The organism is Colwellia aquaemaris (genome assembly GCF_057548755.1).
Genome location: NZ_BAAJLV010000005.1, coordinates 67,118 through 84,290 on the forward strand (window position 1 = coordinate 67,118; position 17,173 = coordinate 84,290).

At 39.0% G+C, this 17,173-nt stretch carries 15 protein-coding genes; all 15 read left to right on the top strand.

The genetic code is table 11. The features are described 5' to 3' along the window. A complete protein-coding gene (locus tag AC27HL_RS14575; RefSeq protein ID WP_487081772.1) occupies positions 1–327 on the top strand; it encodes a PilZ domain-containing protein in 327 nt (108 codons plus the stop codon). Between the two features lie 74 nt (positions 328–401). Then, entirely contained in the window at positions 402–1,178 is a 777-nt protein-coding gene (locus AC27HL_RS14580; protein ID WP_487081773.1) for a TatD family hydrolase, read from the top strand. Between the two features lie 455 nt (positions 1,179–1,633). Continuing rightward, positions 1,634–2,863 (top strand): nucleoside recognition domain-containing protein, encoded by a 1,230-nt coding sequence (locus tag AC27HL_RS14585; RefSeq protein ID WP_487081774.1) that lies wholly within the window; start codon positions 1,634–1,636, stop codon positions 2,861–2,863. A 405-nt stretch (positions 2,864–3,268) separates the two neighbouring features. After that, positions 3,269–3,949: a GntR family transcriptional regulator gene (locus tag AC27HL_RS14590; protein ID WP_487081775.1), complete on the top strand. Its 681-nt coding sequence runs from the start codon at positions 3,269–3,271 to the stop codon at positions 3,947–3,949. 62 nt (positions 3,950–4,011) lie between these two features. Then, a complete protein-coding gene (prpB, locus tag AC27HL_RS14595; protein ID WP_487081776.1) occupies positions 4,012–4,917 on the top strand; it encodes a methylisocitrate lyase in 906 nt (301 codons plus the stop codon). Positions 4,918–5,000: 83 nt separating this feature from the next. Then, entirely contained in the window at positions 5,001–6,125 is a 1,125-nt protein-coding gene (gene prpC, locus AC27HL_RS14600; protein WP_487081777.1) for a bifunctional 2-methylcitrate synthase/citrate synthase, read from the top strand. 92 nt (positions 6,126–6,217) lie between these two features. Beyond that, positions 6,218–8,836 carry a Fe/S-dependent 2-methylisocitrate dehydratase AcnD gene (acnD, locus tag AC27HL_RS14605; RefSeq protein WP_487081778.1) on the top strand — a complete coding sequence of 873 codons (2,619 nt, stop codon included), beginning with the start codon at positions 6,218–6,220 and terminating at the stop codon, positions 8,834–8,836. An 83-nt stretch (positions 8,837–8,919) separates the two neighbouring features. Further along, positions 8,920–10,098, top strand: a complete 1,179-nt coding sequence (gene prpF / locus AC27HL_RS14610) for a 2-methylaconitate cis-trans isomerase PrpF (protein WP_487081779.1) — start codon at positions 8,920–8,922, stop codon at positions 10,096–10,098. Between the two features lie 217 nt (positions 10,099–10,315). Further along, positions 10,316–10,975 carry a DUF2057 family protein gene (locus AC27HL_RS14615; RefSeq protein WP_487081780.1) on the top strand — a complete coding sequence of 220 codons (660 nt, stop codon included), beginning with the start codon at positions 10,316–10,318 and terminating at the stop codon, positions 10,973–10,975. A 9-nt stretch (positions 10,976–10,984) separates the two neighbouring features. After that, entirely contained in the window at positions 10,985–11,758 is a 774-nt protein-coding gene (locus AC27HL_RS14620; RefSeq protein WP_487081781.1) for an SIMPL domain-containing protein, read from the top strand. 96 nt (positions 11,759–11,854) lie between these two features. Then, positions 11,855–12,331 carry a GAF domain-containing protein gene (locus AC27HL_RS14625; RefSeq protein ID WP_487081782.1) on the top strand — a complete coding sequence of 159 codons (477 nt, stop codon included), beginning with the start codon at positions 11,855–11,857 and terminating at the stop codon, positions 12,329–12,331. Next, complete coding sequence (locus AC27HL_RS14630; protein ID WP_487081783.1) at positions 12,331–12,618, top strand: hypothetical protein; 288 nt, start codon at positions 12,331–12,333, stop codon at positions 12,616–12,618. The genes AC27HL_RS14625 and AC27HL_RS14630 overlap by 1 nt, the downstream gene beginning before the upstream one ends. 21 nt (positions 12,619–12,639) lie before the next feature. Continuing rightward, complete coding sequence (gene proQ, locus AC27HL_RS14635; protein WP_487081784.1) at positions 12,640–13,362, top strand: RNA chaperone ProQ; 723 nt, start codon at positions 12,640–12,642, stop codon at positions 13,360–13,362. Positions 13,363–13,377: 15 nt separating this feature from the next. Continuing rightward, a complete protein-coding gene (prc, locus tag AC27HL_RS14640; RefSeq protein WP_487081785.1) occupies positions 13,378–15,414 on the top strand; it encodes a carboxy terminal-processing peptidase in 2,037 nt (678 codons plus the stop codon). Between the two features lie 242 nt (positions 15,415–15,656). Further along, positions 15,657–17,108, top strand: a complete 1,452-nt coding sequence (gene nhaC, locus AC27HL_RS14645) for a Na+/H+ antiporter NhaC (RefSeq protein WP_487081786.1) — start codon at positions 15,657–15,659, stop codon at positions 17,106–17,108. The last annotated feature ends 65 nt before the right edge of the window (positions 17,109–17,173 follow it).

A 17,173-nucleotide genomic window follows, 5' to 3' on the forward strand; every position in this document is an offset into this window, starting at 1 on the left:
TTGGAAAATATTACGCTTGAATTTGTTTCAGATCGTGACTTATACCAATCCTATATGCCATTTATGAAAAATGGTGGATTATTTGTTCGCACGACTCAGCATTTTGACTTAGCAACAGATATAAAATTAATTGTAACCTTGCCAGACTCTTTAGAGTCTTCAGAAGTTATTGGTAAAGTATCTTGGATCACACCTATTGGTGTTCAAAATGGTACCCCAGCAGGGATTGGTGTAAGTTTTGTTGAAGACCCTGACAATATTCGTAATCAAATTGATAAAGCGATTGGCCGTTTATTAAATTCTTCTGAACCAACCTTAACTATGTAATATTCAGTTATACACTCAATAGCGAAGATATATTAAATAAAACTCGATTTAGCACGTTTGTGTGGAGACCTTTTGTGTTTATAGATTCCCATTGTCATTTAGATAGATTAAAACTCGAAGAATTTGACAATAATTTAGATAATGTTGTTAATGCAGCGCATGAAAATAAAGTAAATACCTTGTTGTGTGTTAGCGTTACACTGGAAGAATTTCCATTGATGGCGGAAAAAACCGCCAAATATGCCAATGTTTGGTTAACTTGTGGTGCACATCCGTTGAATCAGGATGACGAAATAAATCCTGAACAATTACAAAGTCTTGCAAGTAACCCTCGGGTTATTGCTATTGGTGAAACAGGGTTAGATTACTTTTACGCGCCAGAGACTAAACAGGTACAATTAGACTCATTTCGAAAACATGTGCGCGTAGCAAACCAATTAAATAAGCCGTTAATAATTCATACTCGTGATGCCCAAGAAGACACGTTAGCTATTTTGCGTGAAGAACAGGCTGACAATGTTGGTGGAATTTTACATTGTTTTACTGAAAGTTGGGAAATGGCAGAACAAGCCATAGCTATGGGGTTTTATATTTCATTTTCCGGTATTGTCACTTTCAAAAATGCCAGTGCTTTAAGGGACGTTGCGAAAAAAGTACCATCTGATCGTTTTTTAATTGAAACCGACGCACCATATTTAGCACCGGTACCACATCGCGGAAAACAAAATCAACCAGCTTATGTGGTTGAAGTTGCCAAGCATTTGGCGAGTATTCGAGGCACATCGGTGTCAGAAATCGCCAAGCAATCAACGGAAAATTTTCACCGTTTATTTGCTCAAACTAAACGATAGTGAAAACATTTCCTCACAGAAAAAAATAGCCCAAAATCACTGCTGATTTTGGGCTCAGGGGATGGCTCAAAAGGAGATGAGCCTGCGCTAATAAACTGTCAAAATATACAAACAAAAAACATAAAATCTAAACTACTAAAGAAAATTACGCTACTTAAAAACGTCTAGCGTATAACGTTGCGAGCAACAGGTTGATAAGTAACCTGTAGAATTAAGTGTAGTGTATGGTGTTTTAAATGCAATAATATTTTTTAATTATTTAAGTTTTTGTTTTTATTGGTAATGTTTGATATGCATTTTTTCTATGTTTGTTATCAAAATTTGTTTCTTCACTGCTTGTGAACGGCTTTTTCACGGGCTTTACACAGCTTTTGCACAGCTGTTTAACACGCCCTAGGCAATGATAGTTTTGTATGTCATGATATTTTCATAATAAAAACATAAAGAGAGTAGGTTTGCTAAATCGTATTTGGAGTGGTTTTTTCTTTATTGCCTTTATTTCTGCACTAGTACAATGGCTGGTGTTTGATCAGGTATTGGTTTTTGAGCAAATAGTCAATGCTATTTTTGACATGTCCAAAGTAACTGTTGATATTGCAATTGGTTTAATTGGCGTATTAAGTTTTTGGCTAGGCATGATGAAAATTGCTGAACACGCAGGGCTCATTAATAAACTTGCTCGGCTTATTTCTCCGTTATTTACCCGTTTAATGCCAGAGGTTCCAAAAGGCCACCCTGCCATTGGTTCAATGACCATGAATTTATCGGCAAACTTCCTTGGCCTAGATAATGCGGCAACGCCGTTAGGCTTAAAAGCAATGCAAGATTTGCAATCGCTTAACACTCATAAACATACCGCGACAAATGCACAAATTCTGTTTTTAGTTTTAAATACTTCGTCAGTAACATTATTTCCGATAACGGTTTTTGTATATCGTGCTCAGCAAGGGGCTATTAATCCAACTGACGTGTTTGTTCCTATTTTATTAGCGACAACGGCTTCAACCTTAGCGGGATTGTTTGCGGTCGCATTCGTACAGAAAATTAAGCTATACCAGCAAACAATAGTGCTGTACTTGTCGGGAGGTATCGCGTTAGTAGGCGGTATTGCAGCGTACTTTGCAACCCTAAGTGCCGAACTTTTAGCGCAACAGTCGTCATTGATGGGTAATTTGCTGATATTTTCAACGCTAATAAGTTTTATATTTTTTGCCTTGAAAAAGCAGGTTAATGTTTACGATAGTTTTATTGAAGGTGCGAAGCAAGGCTTTGAAACTAGTATTAAACTTATTCCATATTTATTGGCAATGTTATGTGCTATTGGTGTTTTTCGCGCTAGCGGTGCTTTAGATTTATTTGTTGAAGCCATCAGGAGTTTGGTCGTTTACTTTAATGCTGATAGCCGATTTGTTGATGCATTACCGACCGCATTAATGAACCCATTAAGTGGCTCTGGTGCACGAGCTATGATGATAGAAACGATGAATACACATGGTGCAGATTCTTTTGCCGGACGACTCGCATCAATAGTACAAGGCTCTACAGAAACAACTTTTTATGTTTTAGCTGTGTATTTTGGCTCAGTTGGCATACGCTATAGTCGCCATGCGTTAGCGTGCGGGCTTATTGCTGACTTTGCTGGTATTAGTGCCGCAATCGCAGTGTGCTATTGGTTTTTTGGTTAGCTGTATGCCTAAACCACCTAAAACTGCATCTTCAAAGGGCTTGGGTATATATTTTTAATATATCCCTTTTATTGCTAATGCATAGCGAAAGTAATTTATTCCATTAGTCATAAACCATCTTATGACGGCTTATGAGCAAATTGTCGACAGTTTATCTGTCAGTCATTATTTTTATGTTTACTTGCATTAATTTTTCTTTGTTGACTATAACGCCCCGATAAACACTTTTACTTACATTGCGTTAAGTCTATTTTGTTTTGGGTTTAGCCTGTTTTTTCGCCTATTTATTGTCAATATGTAGACTAATGTCTAAGTGTTATTGTCGACAATGTTTCGGTTTTCACATTGACTAATCGGTATTTTTAGCTATTATTAGCAACACTGTTTTCAAATGTGTCGACAATAATGGCTTTAGATAACCCAACTTCAAAAACCGCAGTGACTACCGCTGATAAAGTGTTTGAACAAATGCTCCATGCCATTGTTGAAGGCAACATTAAGGCTGGCAGTAAAATCAGCGAGCCTGAACTAGCAAAAACATATCAAATTAGTCGTTCAACTCTACGTGAAGCTCTAAACCGTTTAGAAAAGTGTCATTTAATTGAGCGTAAAGCTAATGTTGGCTCGCGCGTTGTTGAGTGCACAACCGCGGGGTTATTGGAAATTTATGTGGTGCGTGAAGCACTTGAAGGTATGGCCTGTCGGCAAGCTGCAATGAATATGAGTGATGACGAAATTACCGACATGAAAGCCATGTTAGCACAGCACAGCAATTCAAAGGGGCTGCGTGATGGTGTGTCGTATTACCAAGAAGAAGGCGATTTAGACTTTCATTATAAAGTCATTTTAGGTAGCCATAATCAGCAATTGATCAATATTCTATGTGGCCAGTTATACCATTTAGTACGCATGTATCGTTGTCAGTTTGGTATGAATAGCCCACGAGCAACCAAAGCCTTTGGTGAGCACTCTCGTATTATCGAAGCCATTGCCGATCGCGATGGCGAATTAGCTGAAATGCTTATGAGAAGACATATTGCCGCTTCAAGAAAAAATATCGAAAACAAAATTAATCAACAAAATTAGCGTAATTACGCGTTATTGCCTAATAAATTTATTACAACATTTTACTTAAAAAGGACAATATTATGTCTACAGCTCAATCTTCAACTCAGTTGTCTCCGGGTGCGAAATTTCGTCAAGCACTTGTTGATAATAAGCCACTGCAAGTGGTCGGTACCATTAATGCTTATTGCGCCATGATGGCGGAGCAACTTGGCCATCAAGCGATTTACCTGTCAGGTGGTGGTGTTGCAAATGCGTCATACGGTTTGCCCGACTTAGGTATGACATCTTTAAATGACGTTATTGCCGATGTGCAACGTATCACCGCCGCTTCTAGCCTACCTTTGCTTGTAGATATCGACACGGGGTGGGGCGGCGCATTTAATATTGCTAAAACCATACGTGATATGGAAAAAGCCGGTGCCGCAGCGGTTCACCTTGAAGATCAAGTTGCACAAAAGCGTTGTGGTCATCGCCCTAACAAAGAAATTGTTTCAACAGAGGAAATGGTTGACCGTATTAAAGCCGCGGTTGATGCCCGTACAGATAAAGACTTTTTTATTATGGCGCGTACTGATGCCTTTGCTCAAGAAGGCTTAGAAGCAGCATTAGAACGTGCAAAAGCTTATGTTGCAGCGGGCGCTGATGGTATTTTCGCAGAAGCGGTGAAAACAGAAGAACATTACCGGGCCTTCACCGAAGCACTAGATGTACCGGTTTTAGCAAATATTACTGAGTTTGGCCAGACCGAGCTATGGAATAAAGAGCAGTTAGGAGCATGGGGCTGCGCTATGGTGCTTTACCCGTTGTCGGCATTTAGAGCTATGAATAAAGCGGCCGAGTCAGTTTACAAAACCTTGCTAGCTGACGGTGATCAAAAAGCAGAAATTGATAATATGCAAACCCGCATGGATTTATACGATTACCTTGGCTATCACGATTACGAACAAAAGCTTGATGCTTTGTTCTCTGAAGGTAAAAACAAATAAAATTTAATCGAATTTAACAATTAAAATTATAAATTAGCTCTCGGTGGCTAAGCAATGCCACCAAAGTAATAGAGGAAAGAATGATGACAGATAAGAAACTTTCAGGCGCTGGCCTTCGTGGACAAAGTGCAGGTGAAACAGCTTTATGTACTGTAGGTAAATCAGGTAGTGGCTTAACTTATTGCGGTTATGATGTTGCAGATTTAGCAGAAAATGCAACGTTTGAAGAGGTTGCATATTTACTTTTTAACGGTGAGTTACCTAATGAGGCAGAGCTAGCCGACTATAAAAATGAACTAATGGCAATGCGTGATTTGCCTCAGGCACTAAAAGAAGTTTTACAACGCATTCCAGCTAGCGCGCATCCGATGGATGTTATGCGTACTGGTTGTTCATTTTTGGGTAACCTTGAACCTGAAAATGACTTTTCAGAGCAACGAAAAGCGGCAAATCGCTTATTAGCAGCGTTTCCTGCCATTATGTGTTACTGGTATAAGTTTAGTCATGACAATATTGAAATAGATTGTATTACCGATGAAGATTCACTTGGAGGGCATTTTTTACGTTTACTTAATGGTACAACACCATCAGAGCAACACCGCCGTGTAATGGATGTTTCCTTAATTCTATATGCTGAGCATGAATTTAATGCTTCAACCTTTACTGCTCGTGTTTGTGCTTCAACGCTTTCTGATATGTTTTCATGTGTTACTGGCGCTATTGGTACGCTGCGCGGACCATTGCATGGTGGTGCAAATGAAGCGGCAATGGATATGATTGAGAAGTTTAAGTCGCCTGAAGATGCCAAAGAACAAATGGCTGGCATGTTAGAGCGTAAAGAGAAAATCATGGGTTTTGGTCATGCCATTTACCGCACTTCAGACCCACGTAACGTTATTATTAAAGCGTGGTCAGAAAAGTTAGCCGCTGAAAATGGTGATACATCGCTTTATGATATTTCTGTGGCTTGTGAAGAGTTTATGTGGGATACGAAAAAATTATTTTGTAATGCTGATTTTTTCCACGCTTCAACTTATAACTACATGGGTATTCCTACGAAACTATTTACGCCAATATTCGTTTGTTCACGACTAACTGGCTGGGCAGCACATGTTATGGAACAACGTGCCAACAACCGTATTATTCGCCCGTCAGCGGATTATACCGGAGCTGAGCCACGTAAGGTTATAGCAATCTCAAAAAGATAGTTTGACTCGTCATTAACTAGGTTATCTTAGTATAGGGGTGCATTGAGTGAATAACTTTTACGTACTCCTTTTTCTAAAAAGTGGAACAAATTATGAATTATGATTATCGCAAACCGTTGCCAGGTTATAAAGTTAATGGTGCAACGATAGACTTTTTTGATACTCGTGCGGCTATCGAAACAATAAAACCGGGGGCTTACAAAAAGCTACCTTATACTTCTCGCGTACTTGCAGAGCAGTTGGTTAGGAAATGTGAACCAGCATCACTAACTGACTCTTTAAAGCAAATTATTGAAAGTAAGCAAGACTTAGATTTTCCGTGGTATCCGGCTCGTGTTGTTTGTCACGACATTCTTGGCCAAACCGCGTTAGTAGATTTAGCTGGTTTGCGTGATGCTATTGCTGAACAAGGTGGAGATCCTGCGAAAGTAAACCCTGTTGTGCCAACACAACTGATTGTTGACCACTCACTCGCTGTCGAACATGGCGGTTTTGACCCTGACGCATTTGATAAAAACCGTGCCGTTGAAGACCGACGAAATGAAGACAGATTCCACTTTATTGAATGGACAAAAACGGCTTTTAAGAATGTTGATGTTATTCCTGCGGGTAATGGCATTATGCATCAAATTAACTTAGAAAAAATGTCTCCTGTCATTCAAGCGCGAGATGGCGTTGCTTTTCCTGATACTTGTGTCGGTACTGATTCACATACACCTCATGTTGATGCTCTAGGTGTAATTGCGATTGGTGTAGGTGGCTTAGAAGCTGAAACTGTGATGTTAGGTCGCCCGTCTATGATGCGCTTACCTAATATTATCGGTGTAAAACTTGTTGGTAAACGTCAACCGGGTATTACCGCAACTGATATTGTGCTAGCAATAACTGAATTTTTACGTAATGAGAAAGTGGTATCGAGCTACTTAGAGTTTTTTGGTGAAGGTACGGTTGATTTAACCATAGGCGATCGCGCAACTATTTCTAATATGACACCAGAATATGGGGCATCGGCTGGGATGTTCTACATTGACCAACAAACTATCGACTATTTAAAACTAACTGGTCGTGATCCTGAACAGGTTGAACTAGTTGAAACCTACGCAAAACACACTGGTTTATGGGCTGATGATTTAGTTGAAGCAGAATATGCACGTGTAATTGAATTTGATTTATCAAGTGTTGGTCGCAATATGGCTGGGCCGTCAAACCCTCATCGCCGTTTAGCGACAGCAGATCTTGCCTCTAAAGGTATTGCTAAAGAATTGGATAACTGTAAAGCGCAAGAGCAATCAGGTGCAATGCCGGATGGCGCTGTAATCATTGCCGCGATTACCAGTTGTACTAACACCTCGAATCCACGCAATGTTGTTGCTGCAGGTCTTGTTGCTAAAAAAGCTAATGAGTTAGGTTTAATCCGTAAACCTTGGGTTAAGTCATCTTTTGCACCTGGCTCAAAAGTCGCAAAACTGTACCTTGAAGAAGCAGGTTTATTGCCAGAAATGGAAAAGTTAGGCTTTGGTATTGTCGCTTATGCTTGTACAACATGTAACGGTATGTCAGGTGCGTTAGACCCGAAAATTCAACAAGAAGTGATAGAGCGAGATCTTTATTCAACCGCTGTATTATCAGGTAATCGAAACTTCGACGGTCGAATTCATCCTTACGCAAAACAAGCATTTTTAGCGTCGCCACCATTAGTGGTTGCTTATGCAATAGCTGGTACTATTCGTTTTGATATCGAGAAAGATGTTTTAGGACAAGATCAGCAAGGAAATGACATTACCTTAAAAGACATTTGGCCAAGTGATGAAGAAATTGACGATATTGTTAATGAATTTGTTAAACCAGAGCAATTCAAAAAAATCTATACGCCAATGTTTGATTTAGGCGCTTTTGAGCCTGCAGAAAGCCCACTTTATGATTGGCGAGAAATGAGTACTTATATTCGTCGCCCACCATATTGGGAAGGGGCTTTAGCGGGTGAACGCACTATGAAAGGAATGCGTCCATTGGCTGTACTTGGCGATAATATCACCACAGATCATCTATCACCTTCTAATGCCATTCTTCTTGACAGTGCCGCAGGTGCTTATCTTGATAAAATGGGGCTACCAGAAGAGGACTTTAACTCATACGCGACACACCGTGGAGACCATTTAACGGCTCAGCGCGCAACATTTGCAAATCCTAAGTTATTCAATGAAATGTGCCGAGATGAAAATGGTGAGGTTAAACAAGGCTCACTTGCGCGTGTAGAGCCCGAAGGTACAGTTACCCGTATGTGGGAAGCAATTGAAACCTATATGTCACGTAAGCAGCCATTAATTATTATTGCTGGCGCTGACTATGGTCAAGGTTCATCTCGAGACTGGGCAGCTAAAGGTGTACGTTTAGCTGGGGTTGAAGTTATTGTTGCCGAAGGTTTCGAACGTATTCACCGTACTAACTTGGTGGGTATGGGAGTGCTACCACTAGAGTTTATTAATGGTGACAATCGACATACTTATAATATTGATGGTACTGAGTCATACGATGTTATCGGCGAACGAACGCCCGGCGCTTTGTTGACGTTAATTATAAATCGTAAAAACGGCGAGCAAATTGAAGTGCCAGTTAAATGTCGCTTAGATACAGCAGAAGAAGTTTCGGTTTATGCCGCTGGCGGTGTCTTACAACGATTCGCTCAAGACTTTTTAGAGTCTAATGCTTAAATATCACTAACGTCTTGATGTGTAATAAGCGGTATTCATACCGCTTTTTACTTTTCTTCAGATAATTAAAAAAGGAAATAGCAATGGCATTTGTTCCTCAAGTAAAAATTCCTGCTACTTATATGCGTGGTGGTACTTCTAAAGGCGTTTTTTTCAATTTAACGGATCTACCAGAGCGTTGCCAAGTGCCGGGAGAAGCACGTGATAATATGTTGTTACGTGTTATTGGTAGTCCTGACCCATATGGCAAACAAACGGATGGTATGGGCGGAGCAACTTCAAGTACGAGTAAAACAGTCATTTTGGCAAAAAGTGACCAGCCCGATCATGACGTCGACTATCTTTTTGGTCAGGTCGCTATTGACAAAGCTTTTGTTGACTGGAGTGGGAATTGCGGCAATTTAACGGCTGCAGTCGGCTCATTTGCCATCAATTCCGGTTTGGTTTCTTCAGAACGAATTCCACAAAATGGTGTTTGCACCGTGCGAATATGGCAGAAAAACATTGCTAAAACGATTATTGCGCAAGTGCCCATTGTTAATGGTCAAGTGCAAGAAACCGGAGACTTTGAACTTGATGGCGTTACCTTTCCTGCAGCCGAAGTGCCGGTTGAATTTATTGCACCGGTTGACCCATCTGAAGCTATGTTTCCAACGGGCAATGTTGTTGATGAATTAGAGGTGCCAGAAATTGGTACTTTTAAAGCAACTATGATCACCGCCGGAATTCCAACGATTTTCTTAAATGCTGAAGACATTGGTTATTCCGGCACTGAACTGCAAGATGCCATTAACAATGACGAAGATGCATTACAACGCTTTGAAACTATTCGCGCCTATGGCGCAAAGAAAATGGGCTTAATTACTGATATTTCTGAAGCAGCAGCTCGTCAACATACCCCAAAAGTTGCCTTTGTTAGCACTGCCAAAGACTATGTTACTTCAAGTGACAAAGCTGTTTCGGCACAAGATATTAACTTGCATGTACGGGCATTATCTATGGGGAAATTGCATCATGCCATGATGGGAACAGCAGCTGTTGCCATAGGTACAGCGGCGGCAATTCCAGGTACTTTAGTTAATTTAGCAGCCGGTGGCGGTGAGCGAGAATCAGTTATTTTTGGTCACCCATCAGGGACACTGAAAGTAGGCGCACAAGCAGCAAATATTGATAACTTCTGGACAGTCAATAAAGCTGTGATGAGTCGTAGTGCGAGAATATTAATGGAAGGCTGGGTTCGAATTCCCGGAGATTCATTTTAACCTTTTTTGACGTTATTAAACTTAGTTATTGGAAATAATTAAAAAAGCGCGAATTACTTTTATGGTTTTCGCGTTTTTTTATGGGAATTTATTATTAGCACCAACAATAACTATTATATAGTAAGCTTATTGTGTGCTTATAGGTAATGCTATAAATACTATGAGCGAAAGCAAACGTAACTTAACACTTATTTCCACTATACTTACAGGGCTTAAAATGCGATTTATTTTACTATCCATCATTATTTTTCTACCATTCATGACTAAAGCTGCTGTAATCACAATACCAGAAAACTTGCTTGTTGAAAGCGTAAATGGCGTTGAGCAAGCAAGCTCTTTTTTTGCAAAAAAAACTAGCATAGAAGTTACTAAAGGTGACCATATTTTGGTATTAAAATATCAAGATTTATTTGATGGCGATGATGACCATACCACAGTGCGCTCAAAGCCATTTGTTGTGTTATTCACGTTAAGTAGTGAGACTGATGCCAAGGCCAATATTGCAGTTGAAATGCCAATGTTAGATGATGTCAAAACAGCAAAAGAATTTGCAAAAAATCCAAAAGTGCGACTAGTAGGTGACGACCGAGAAGAGATTGCAAGTATTAGCGAGTCATTATTATCTTTTAATGCAAAAGAAAAATTTCAACAGTTACCACAGAGTAAAAAATCACATCATCAAGCGGTTATCAAAAGTAAGAATAGGAAAACCTCAAACGCAATGAAAACTTCAAATCACTTTGATGTTTCTAACCAAAATGTATCACAATTAGAGCAGCTTAAAAGCATGTGGCAACAAAGTAGCAAAGCGGAGCAAGATGCATTTGTACATTATATTTTAGCGCAGCAACAGGCAGCGTTAAAATCAAATAAGTAAGGGAGATTTATGCGCTTTATTGTAACCTTGTGTATTGTTTTTAGCACAGCTACTTTCGCAGATAATATGCTACACGCAGGAAGTAGTAAAAGTATTGAAGTGACAGGTTTCGGTGAAGCTAACGTTGATATAAAATCTCAGCAAATCAAATTCTCTGTTGAGAGGCGTGGTACCAGTGCGGTTAAAGTAAAACAGGCCGTTGAGCATCAAACCAAGTTGCTTCAGCAATTCGTAACGAAAAATACCAAAAAAGTTAAAATAATCGCCAAGCAGGCTGTAACTTTAGATGTTTCTTATCCAGCCCTGAATAATACAATAGAGCAAGTAGAATTTATTTCTCGTTTGCCAAATAATTTACCTGCTAAAATTAATACTAAGCCCCAGTTAACTACGAGTGTGAATAAAAATGCCTTGATAGAGGCTAAGCTAGAAATTGATGTGATGATTTTAAATCGCGAGTTTTATCCACACTTTATTGATTATTTGTTTAAACTTGGCATAACGAACATACAATCGACAGAAATTTCTCTAGAAATTTACCAAGAACATTATCAACAGGCACTAGAGCGCGCATTAAACAATGCAAAACAAAAAGCTAATAAAATAGCAGAAGAATTAAATATTGTTGTTAATGGCGTTGTTACGGTTCAGGAAATTATCCCTAATAATGGTAAAGGCGATGCTGTGTACGAACATGTAAGCAATACTTTCAACAGTAACAAAAGCGCCGAACAGGAAGTTGTAAAAGCGCAAGTTAAAGTGGTATTTGCCATAAAACCATAAAAATTGACGATATAATTGCTAATTGCCACCGATAGCACTTTAATTTATTGCGCTATCGGGGTATGTTATGCGCTTTTATCTTTGGCAGCATTATTAATGACTAAAAATAGCTTTTATCATGACCTGTTTACTCAAGTTGAAGCGTTAATCAGTGATGAATCTGACGTTATTGCTAATATGGCAAATGTCAGCGCTTTATTATTTGAACAATTAACCGAAGTTAATTGGGTGGGCTTTTATCGCATGGTTAATAATGAACTGATTCTTGGGCCATTCCAAGGCAAAGTTGCTTGTATTCGAATTCCTGTGGGCCGTGGTGTTTGTGGCACCGCCGCAGGTGAAAATAAAACACAGCGAATTGATGATGTACATGCCTTTGATGGGCACATTGCCTGTGACGCTAGTAGTAATGCCGAAATAGTTATACCGGTAACATTAAACGGCCAAGTTATTGCGGTATTAGATATTGATAGCACGGCGTTTAATCGTTTTGATAGTGACGACCAAGCGGGTTTAGAGAAAATAATTAGTTTATTTGAAAATACCATGATCAAACATGGCGTGGTAAACTAATGAAAGAGTTTGTGGTAATTCATGATTATCTTGTGTCAGAAGCCGTTGTTGGTGACTGGGATGGACAAGAAGAAATTGTTGCTGAGCGTATTAACGAAATTTATCATACCGTTTATGACTTGGCTGAAGAAGATATTGCACCAGAGGTTTTAGAAGCATTGTTGTCTTTGGTGTGGGACACGTGGATAGGGCAAGAAGCCTTAGCCGAAATTGAAAGTGAAGATATTTATGATTGGTGCCGACATGTGTTGGAAAATCGAGAACAGTATCTTTCAGAACAGAGTTAAAAATTTTTAAAAGTTGTATTTATGGAACCTAAAACAGAAAGCGAAGTAAACGTAGCGGCAGATGCACCAGTTGAATCAACTGAGGCTGTTGAAGTTAAGCGAATCAGCACTAAAGAAATTATTGCGTATTTAGCAGAGAAATTTCCTGCGTGTTTTTCAACAGAAGGTCATGCAAAACCTCTTAAAATTGGTATTTTCCAAGATTTAGCTGAAAAACTTGCCGATGATGAAACGGTTAGTAAAACACGTTTACGTCAAGCGCTTAGACATTACACCAGCAGCTGGCGTTACTTAAAAGCCATCAAGGTTGGTAGTTTTCGTGTCGACATTGACGGCAATAACTCTGCTGAAATCGATCAAGAACAAGCTGACTATGCAAGTAAAACGCTAAAAGAAAGCCAAGAAAAGTTTGGTAACAAAAATAATAAAGATAAAGTTGCGAAAAAACCATTTAAAGGCAATGCTAATAACGGAACTAAGTCTGTTAAAAAAGACTCTACAGAAAAGAATCGTAAAGAAAAGTTTAACAACGTTAAGTCTTCAAAACGTTCAGCACCAAAAGCTGCAGTTAAACTAAAACCTGTAGAAACAAGTAATGTTGTGGTAGGCAAGCATATCAAAGTACAGCTAGGGCAATCTTCAATGGATGCCGTGATTACTGAAGTATCAGGAAATGATGTTAGCGTGCAATTGAATTCAGGTATGGTTGTTAAAACACAAGTTAAAAATATATTTACTGAATAAATTTGGAGTATGTGCATGCATAAATTTTGTCGTATAGCTATTGCAGTATCATTATCAGTTTCTGGTTTAGCGGCGGTTGCCGACACTAAGGAAGAAAATAAATCGCTTCCTATATTGGCGCCAGAAAGCCAGCATGCAACCTCAACTAAGCGAATTACGGCACAATTTACCCGTGCGCATTACAAGCAAATTAAAATAGATGACTTATTGTCAGAGCAAATTTTTGATCGCTATATTAAACAGCTTGATTACGCACGTAATGTTTTTCTAGCCTCTGATGTTGAAGGTTTTGAACAATATCGTGATGACTTTGACACTGTTATTGCTCGTGGTAAATTAGATATTGCCTACCAAATTTATAACCTTAATTTACAACGTCGTTTAGAGCGTTATAACTACGCATTAAGTTTACTTGAAAACGAAAAACCATTTAATTTTGAATTGGACGAGTCGTACAATTTTGACCGTGAAGATGCAGTGCGCCCAACATCAGTTGCTGAATTAAATGAATTATGGCGAAAAAAAGTTAAATACGATGCCTTGAATTTAACTTTAGCAGGTAAAGAGTGGCCAAAAATTCAAGAAGTGCTTGGCAAACGTTACCGTTATGCCATTAAACGCTTAAAGCAAAGTGAAAGTGAAGACGTTTTTCAAGTGGTAATGAATAGCTTTGCTCGTGTTGTTGAACCTCACACTTCCTATTTATCGCCTCGTAATGCCGAACGCTTTCAAATGGAAATGAACCTGTCATTAGAAGGTATTGGTGCGGTACTGCGTGCCGAAGAAGATTATACCGTTATTCAAAGTGTCGTATCTGGTGGCCCTGCGGATAAGTCTAATGAGTTAAAGCCTAAAGATAGAATTGTCGGTGTTTCTCAAGACGATAAAGAATTTGTCGATGTTATTGGCTGGCGACTTGATGATGTCGTTGAACTCATTAAGGGGCCAAAAGGCAGTAAAGTTCGTTTGCAAGTACTTGGCGCTGATTCAGAAGATGATGGCAGTATTAAAGTCGTATCAATTATACGCGATACCATTAAATTAGAAGATAGAGCGGCAAAGTCTGAAGTTTATTTTGAAAAAGAAGGCGATAAAAATAGTAAGAAATTGGGCGTAATTACCATCCCAAGTTTTTACAATAATCTTTCTCGCGACGTGAAGCTGGAAATTGCTAAGCTTAAAGATGAAAATGTTGAAGGTATTATTGTTGATTTACGTGGTAACGGTGGCGGTTCATTAACAGAAGCGACACTATTAACAGGTTTATTTATCGATAAAGGACCTGTAGTACAAGTACGTGATGGTGCTAATCGGGTACAGGTGAATAGCGACAAAGATGGCATCAGTTATTATGATGGCCCGTTAACTGTCATGGTTGATCGCTACAGTGCTTCAGCATCAGAAATATTTTCTGCCGCCATTCAAGATTATGGGCGTGGTGTTATTGTCGGAGAACATACCTTTGGTAAAGGCACAGTACAGCAACATCGTGGTTTAGGTCGTGTTTATGATTTATATGACAATCCATTTGGAAGCATTCAATTTACCATAGCTAAATTTTACCGTATAAATGGTGGTAGTACGCAACATCGAGGTGTGTTACCAGATATTAATTTCCCTTCAGCGGTTGACCCAGCAGATTGGGGCGAAAGTCGTGAAGAGAATGCGTTACCTTGGGACCAAATACCTAAAGCTCGTTACAATAAGTTAAGTGATATTAGTCAAGATCTTACGTATTTGAACTCGTTACATAGCTCTCGTGTAGTTGACAACCCAGAGTTTAATTATTTATTGTCAGATATCGAAGAGTACAAAGCCGAAAAAGATGATAAAACGATATCATTGAACTTAGCGACTAGAAAAGAAAAAAGGGAAGCGCGTAAAGCCAAGCAATTGAAAAGGGCCAATGAGCGGCTAACGTTAATGGGCAAAGATAAAGTTGCCAGCTTAGATGACTTACCTGATGATTTAGAGGAATTAGATCCGTTTTTAGATGAAACGGCAAAAATTACTTTTGATTTAGTTTCATTAGGAAAGGTCGCTAAAAAATAAATTTGTATAATCGATTTTATAAGCCACCTCAGGGTGGCTTTTTATTGTGCCGAAGAATAATAGCGGGCTTGTAGTTTTACTTAATATTGCTGCATATTTATTCTTGAATAGCCTATTAATAAAGGGCTTGTTAAGTGAAAAGCGTAAGATAAAACTTGCACAATTTGTTAACAGTCGGCATCTTAACTATCACGAAAACAAAATCACTATAATAAATAAGATAATAAGGTGTAAATTTATCTATGTCTGAACCTCAATCTTTACGACAACCATCAATGCTTGACGCATCAATACCAATTATTGCTTTAATTGCAATGTTAGCGGCCGCTGTAACGTTTTTTGGTGATAATTCCTCCTATGGTCCAAACCAAATTGCTTTATTGGCCAGTATGGGGATTGCAATTATTATTGGTTTAAAAAATGGCGCTAGTTGGGTTCAAATAGATAAAGCGATTGTTAAAGGAATCTCCTTATCACTGAGTGCAATATTGATTTTACTTTCAGTTGGCGCACTAATTGGTACTTGGCTGCTGTCAGGTACTGTGCCAACCATGATTTATTACGGTTTAAAAATACTAGACCCAACTTGGTTTTATGCGGCGTCATGTGTCATTTGTGGCATAGTTGCTATGAGTATAGGTAGCTCATGGACAACGGCGGCAACTATAGGTGTTGCTTTGCTCGGTATTGCTCAGGGTCTAGGCTTGTCGCCAGAAATTACTGCAGGTGCTGTAATTTCAGGGGCGTACTTTGGTGATAAAATTTCACCTTTATCAGAAACAACTAACTTAGCACCAGCGGTTGCTGGCAGCGAATTATTTGCTCATATTCGTTACATGTTATGGACGACAGTGCCATCGATATGTACCGCGTTAATTCTCTTTATTATTTTGGGTTTAACGGAAACGGCTACGGCAAGTGATAATTCAATCGCGATGCTAAACGAACAACTTGCCAGTCAATTTGAGTTAAGTATTTTTAATCTTATTCCTTTAGTTATTCTATTAGGGTTGGCGATTAAAAAAGTACCGGCATTTCCAGCGGTTTCAATTGGCGCCTTAATGGGAGCGTTATGGGCCATTGTTTTCCAACAAGACTTGATTGCCCGTTTGGCAGCAGATGGTTTAGATAGCATGACGGCTAACGTAACTGTTGTTTGGAGCGCATTTTATGATGGCGTTGCTGTTGAAACAGGTAATGATGAACTAAATAAATTACTAAGTGGTGGCGGTATGGCCAGTATGCTTAATACCATTTGGCTGATTATGTGTGCGTTAAGTTTTGGTGCGGTATTAGAGCATTTAGGTATGTTGCGTAAGTTTGTCAATGTGATCCTTGCATCAGCTAAATCGACAGGAAGCTTAATTGCAAGCACTGTTGGTACTTGTATTGGTACTAACTTAATTACCGCCGATCAATACATGGCTATAGTTATGCCAGGGCGTATGTACAAAGAAGAGTATAATCGCCGCGGTTTAGACCCTGTTGTGTTAAGTCGTACATTAGAAGACTCGGGCACAATTACTTCACCACTTATTCCTTGGAATACCTGTGGTGCATATATGTATGGCGTACTGCTAGTAAACCCATTTGACTATATCTTTTATTGTTTCTTTAACTTAATTAATCCGATATTGGCAGTTGTATATGGTTTTATGGGCTTTAAAATTAAAAAATTAGTGACAAATAAGTAAAATATTTTCAAAATTAATAATTATTCACAAAGCCTGTTCATAACAGGCTTTTTATTATTTCCAGT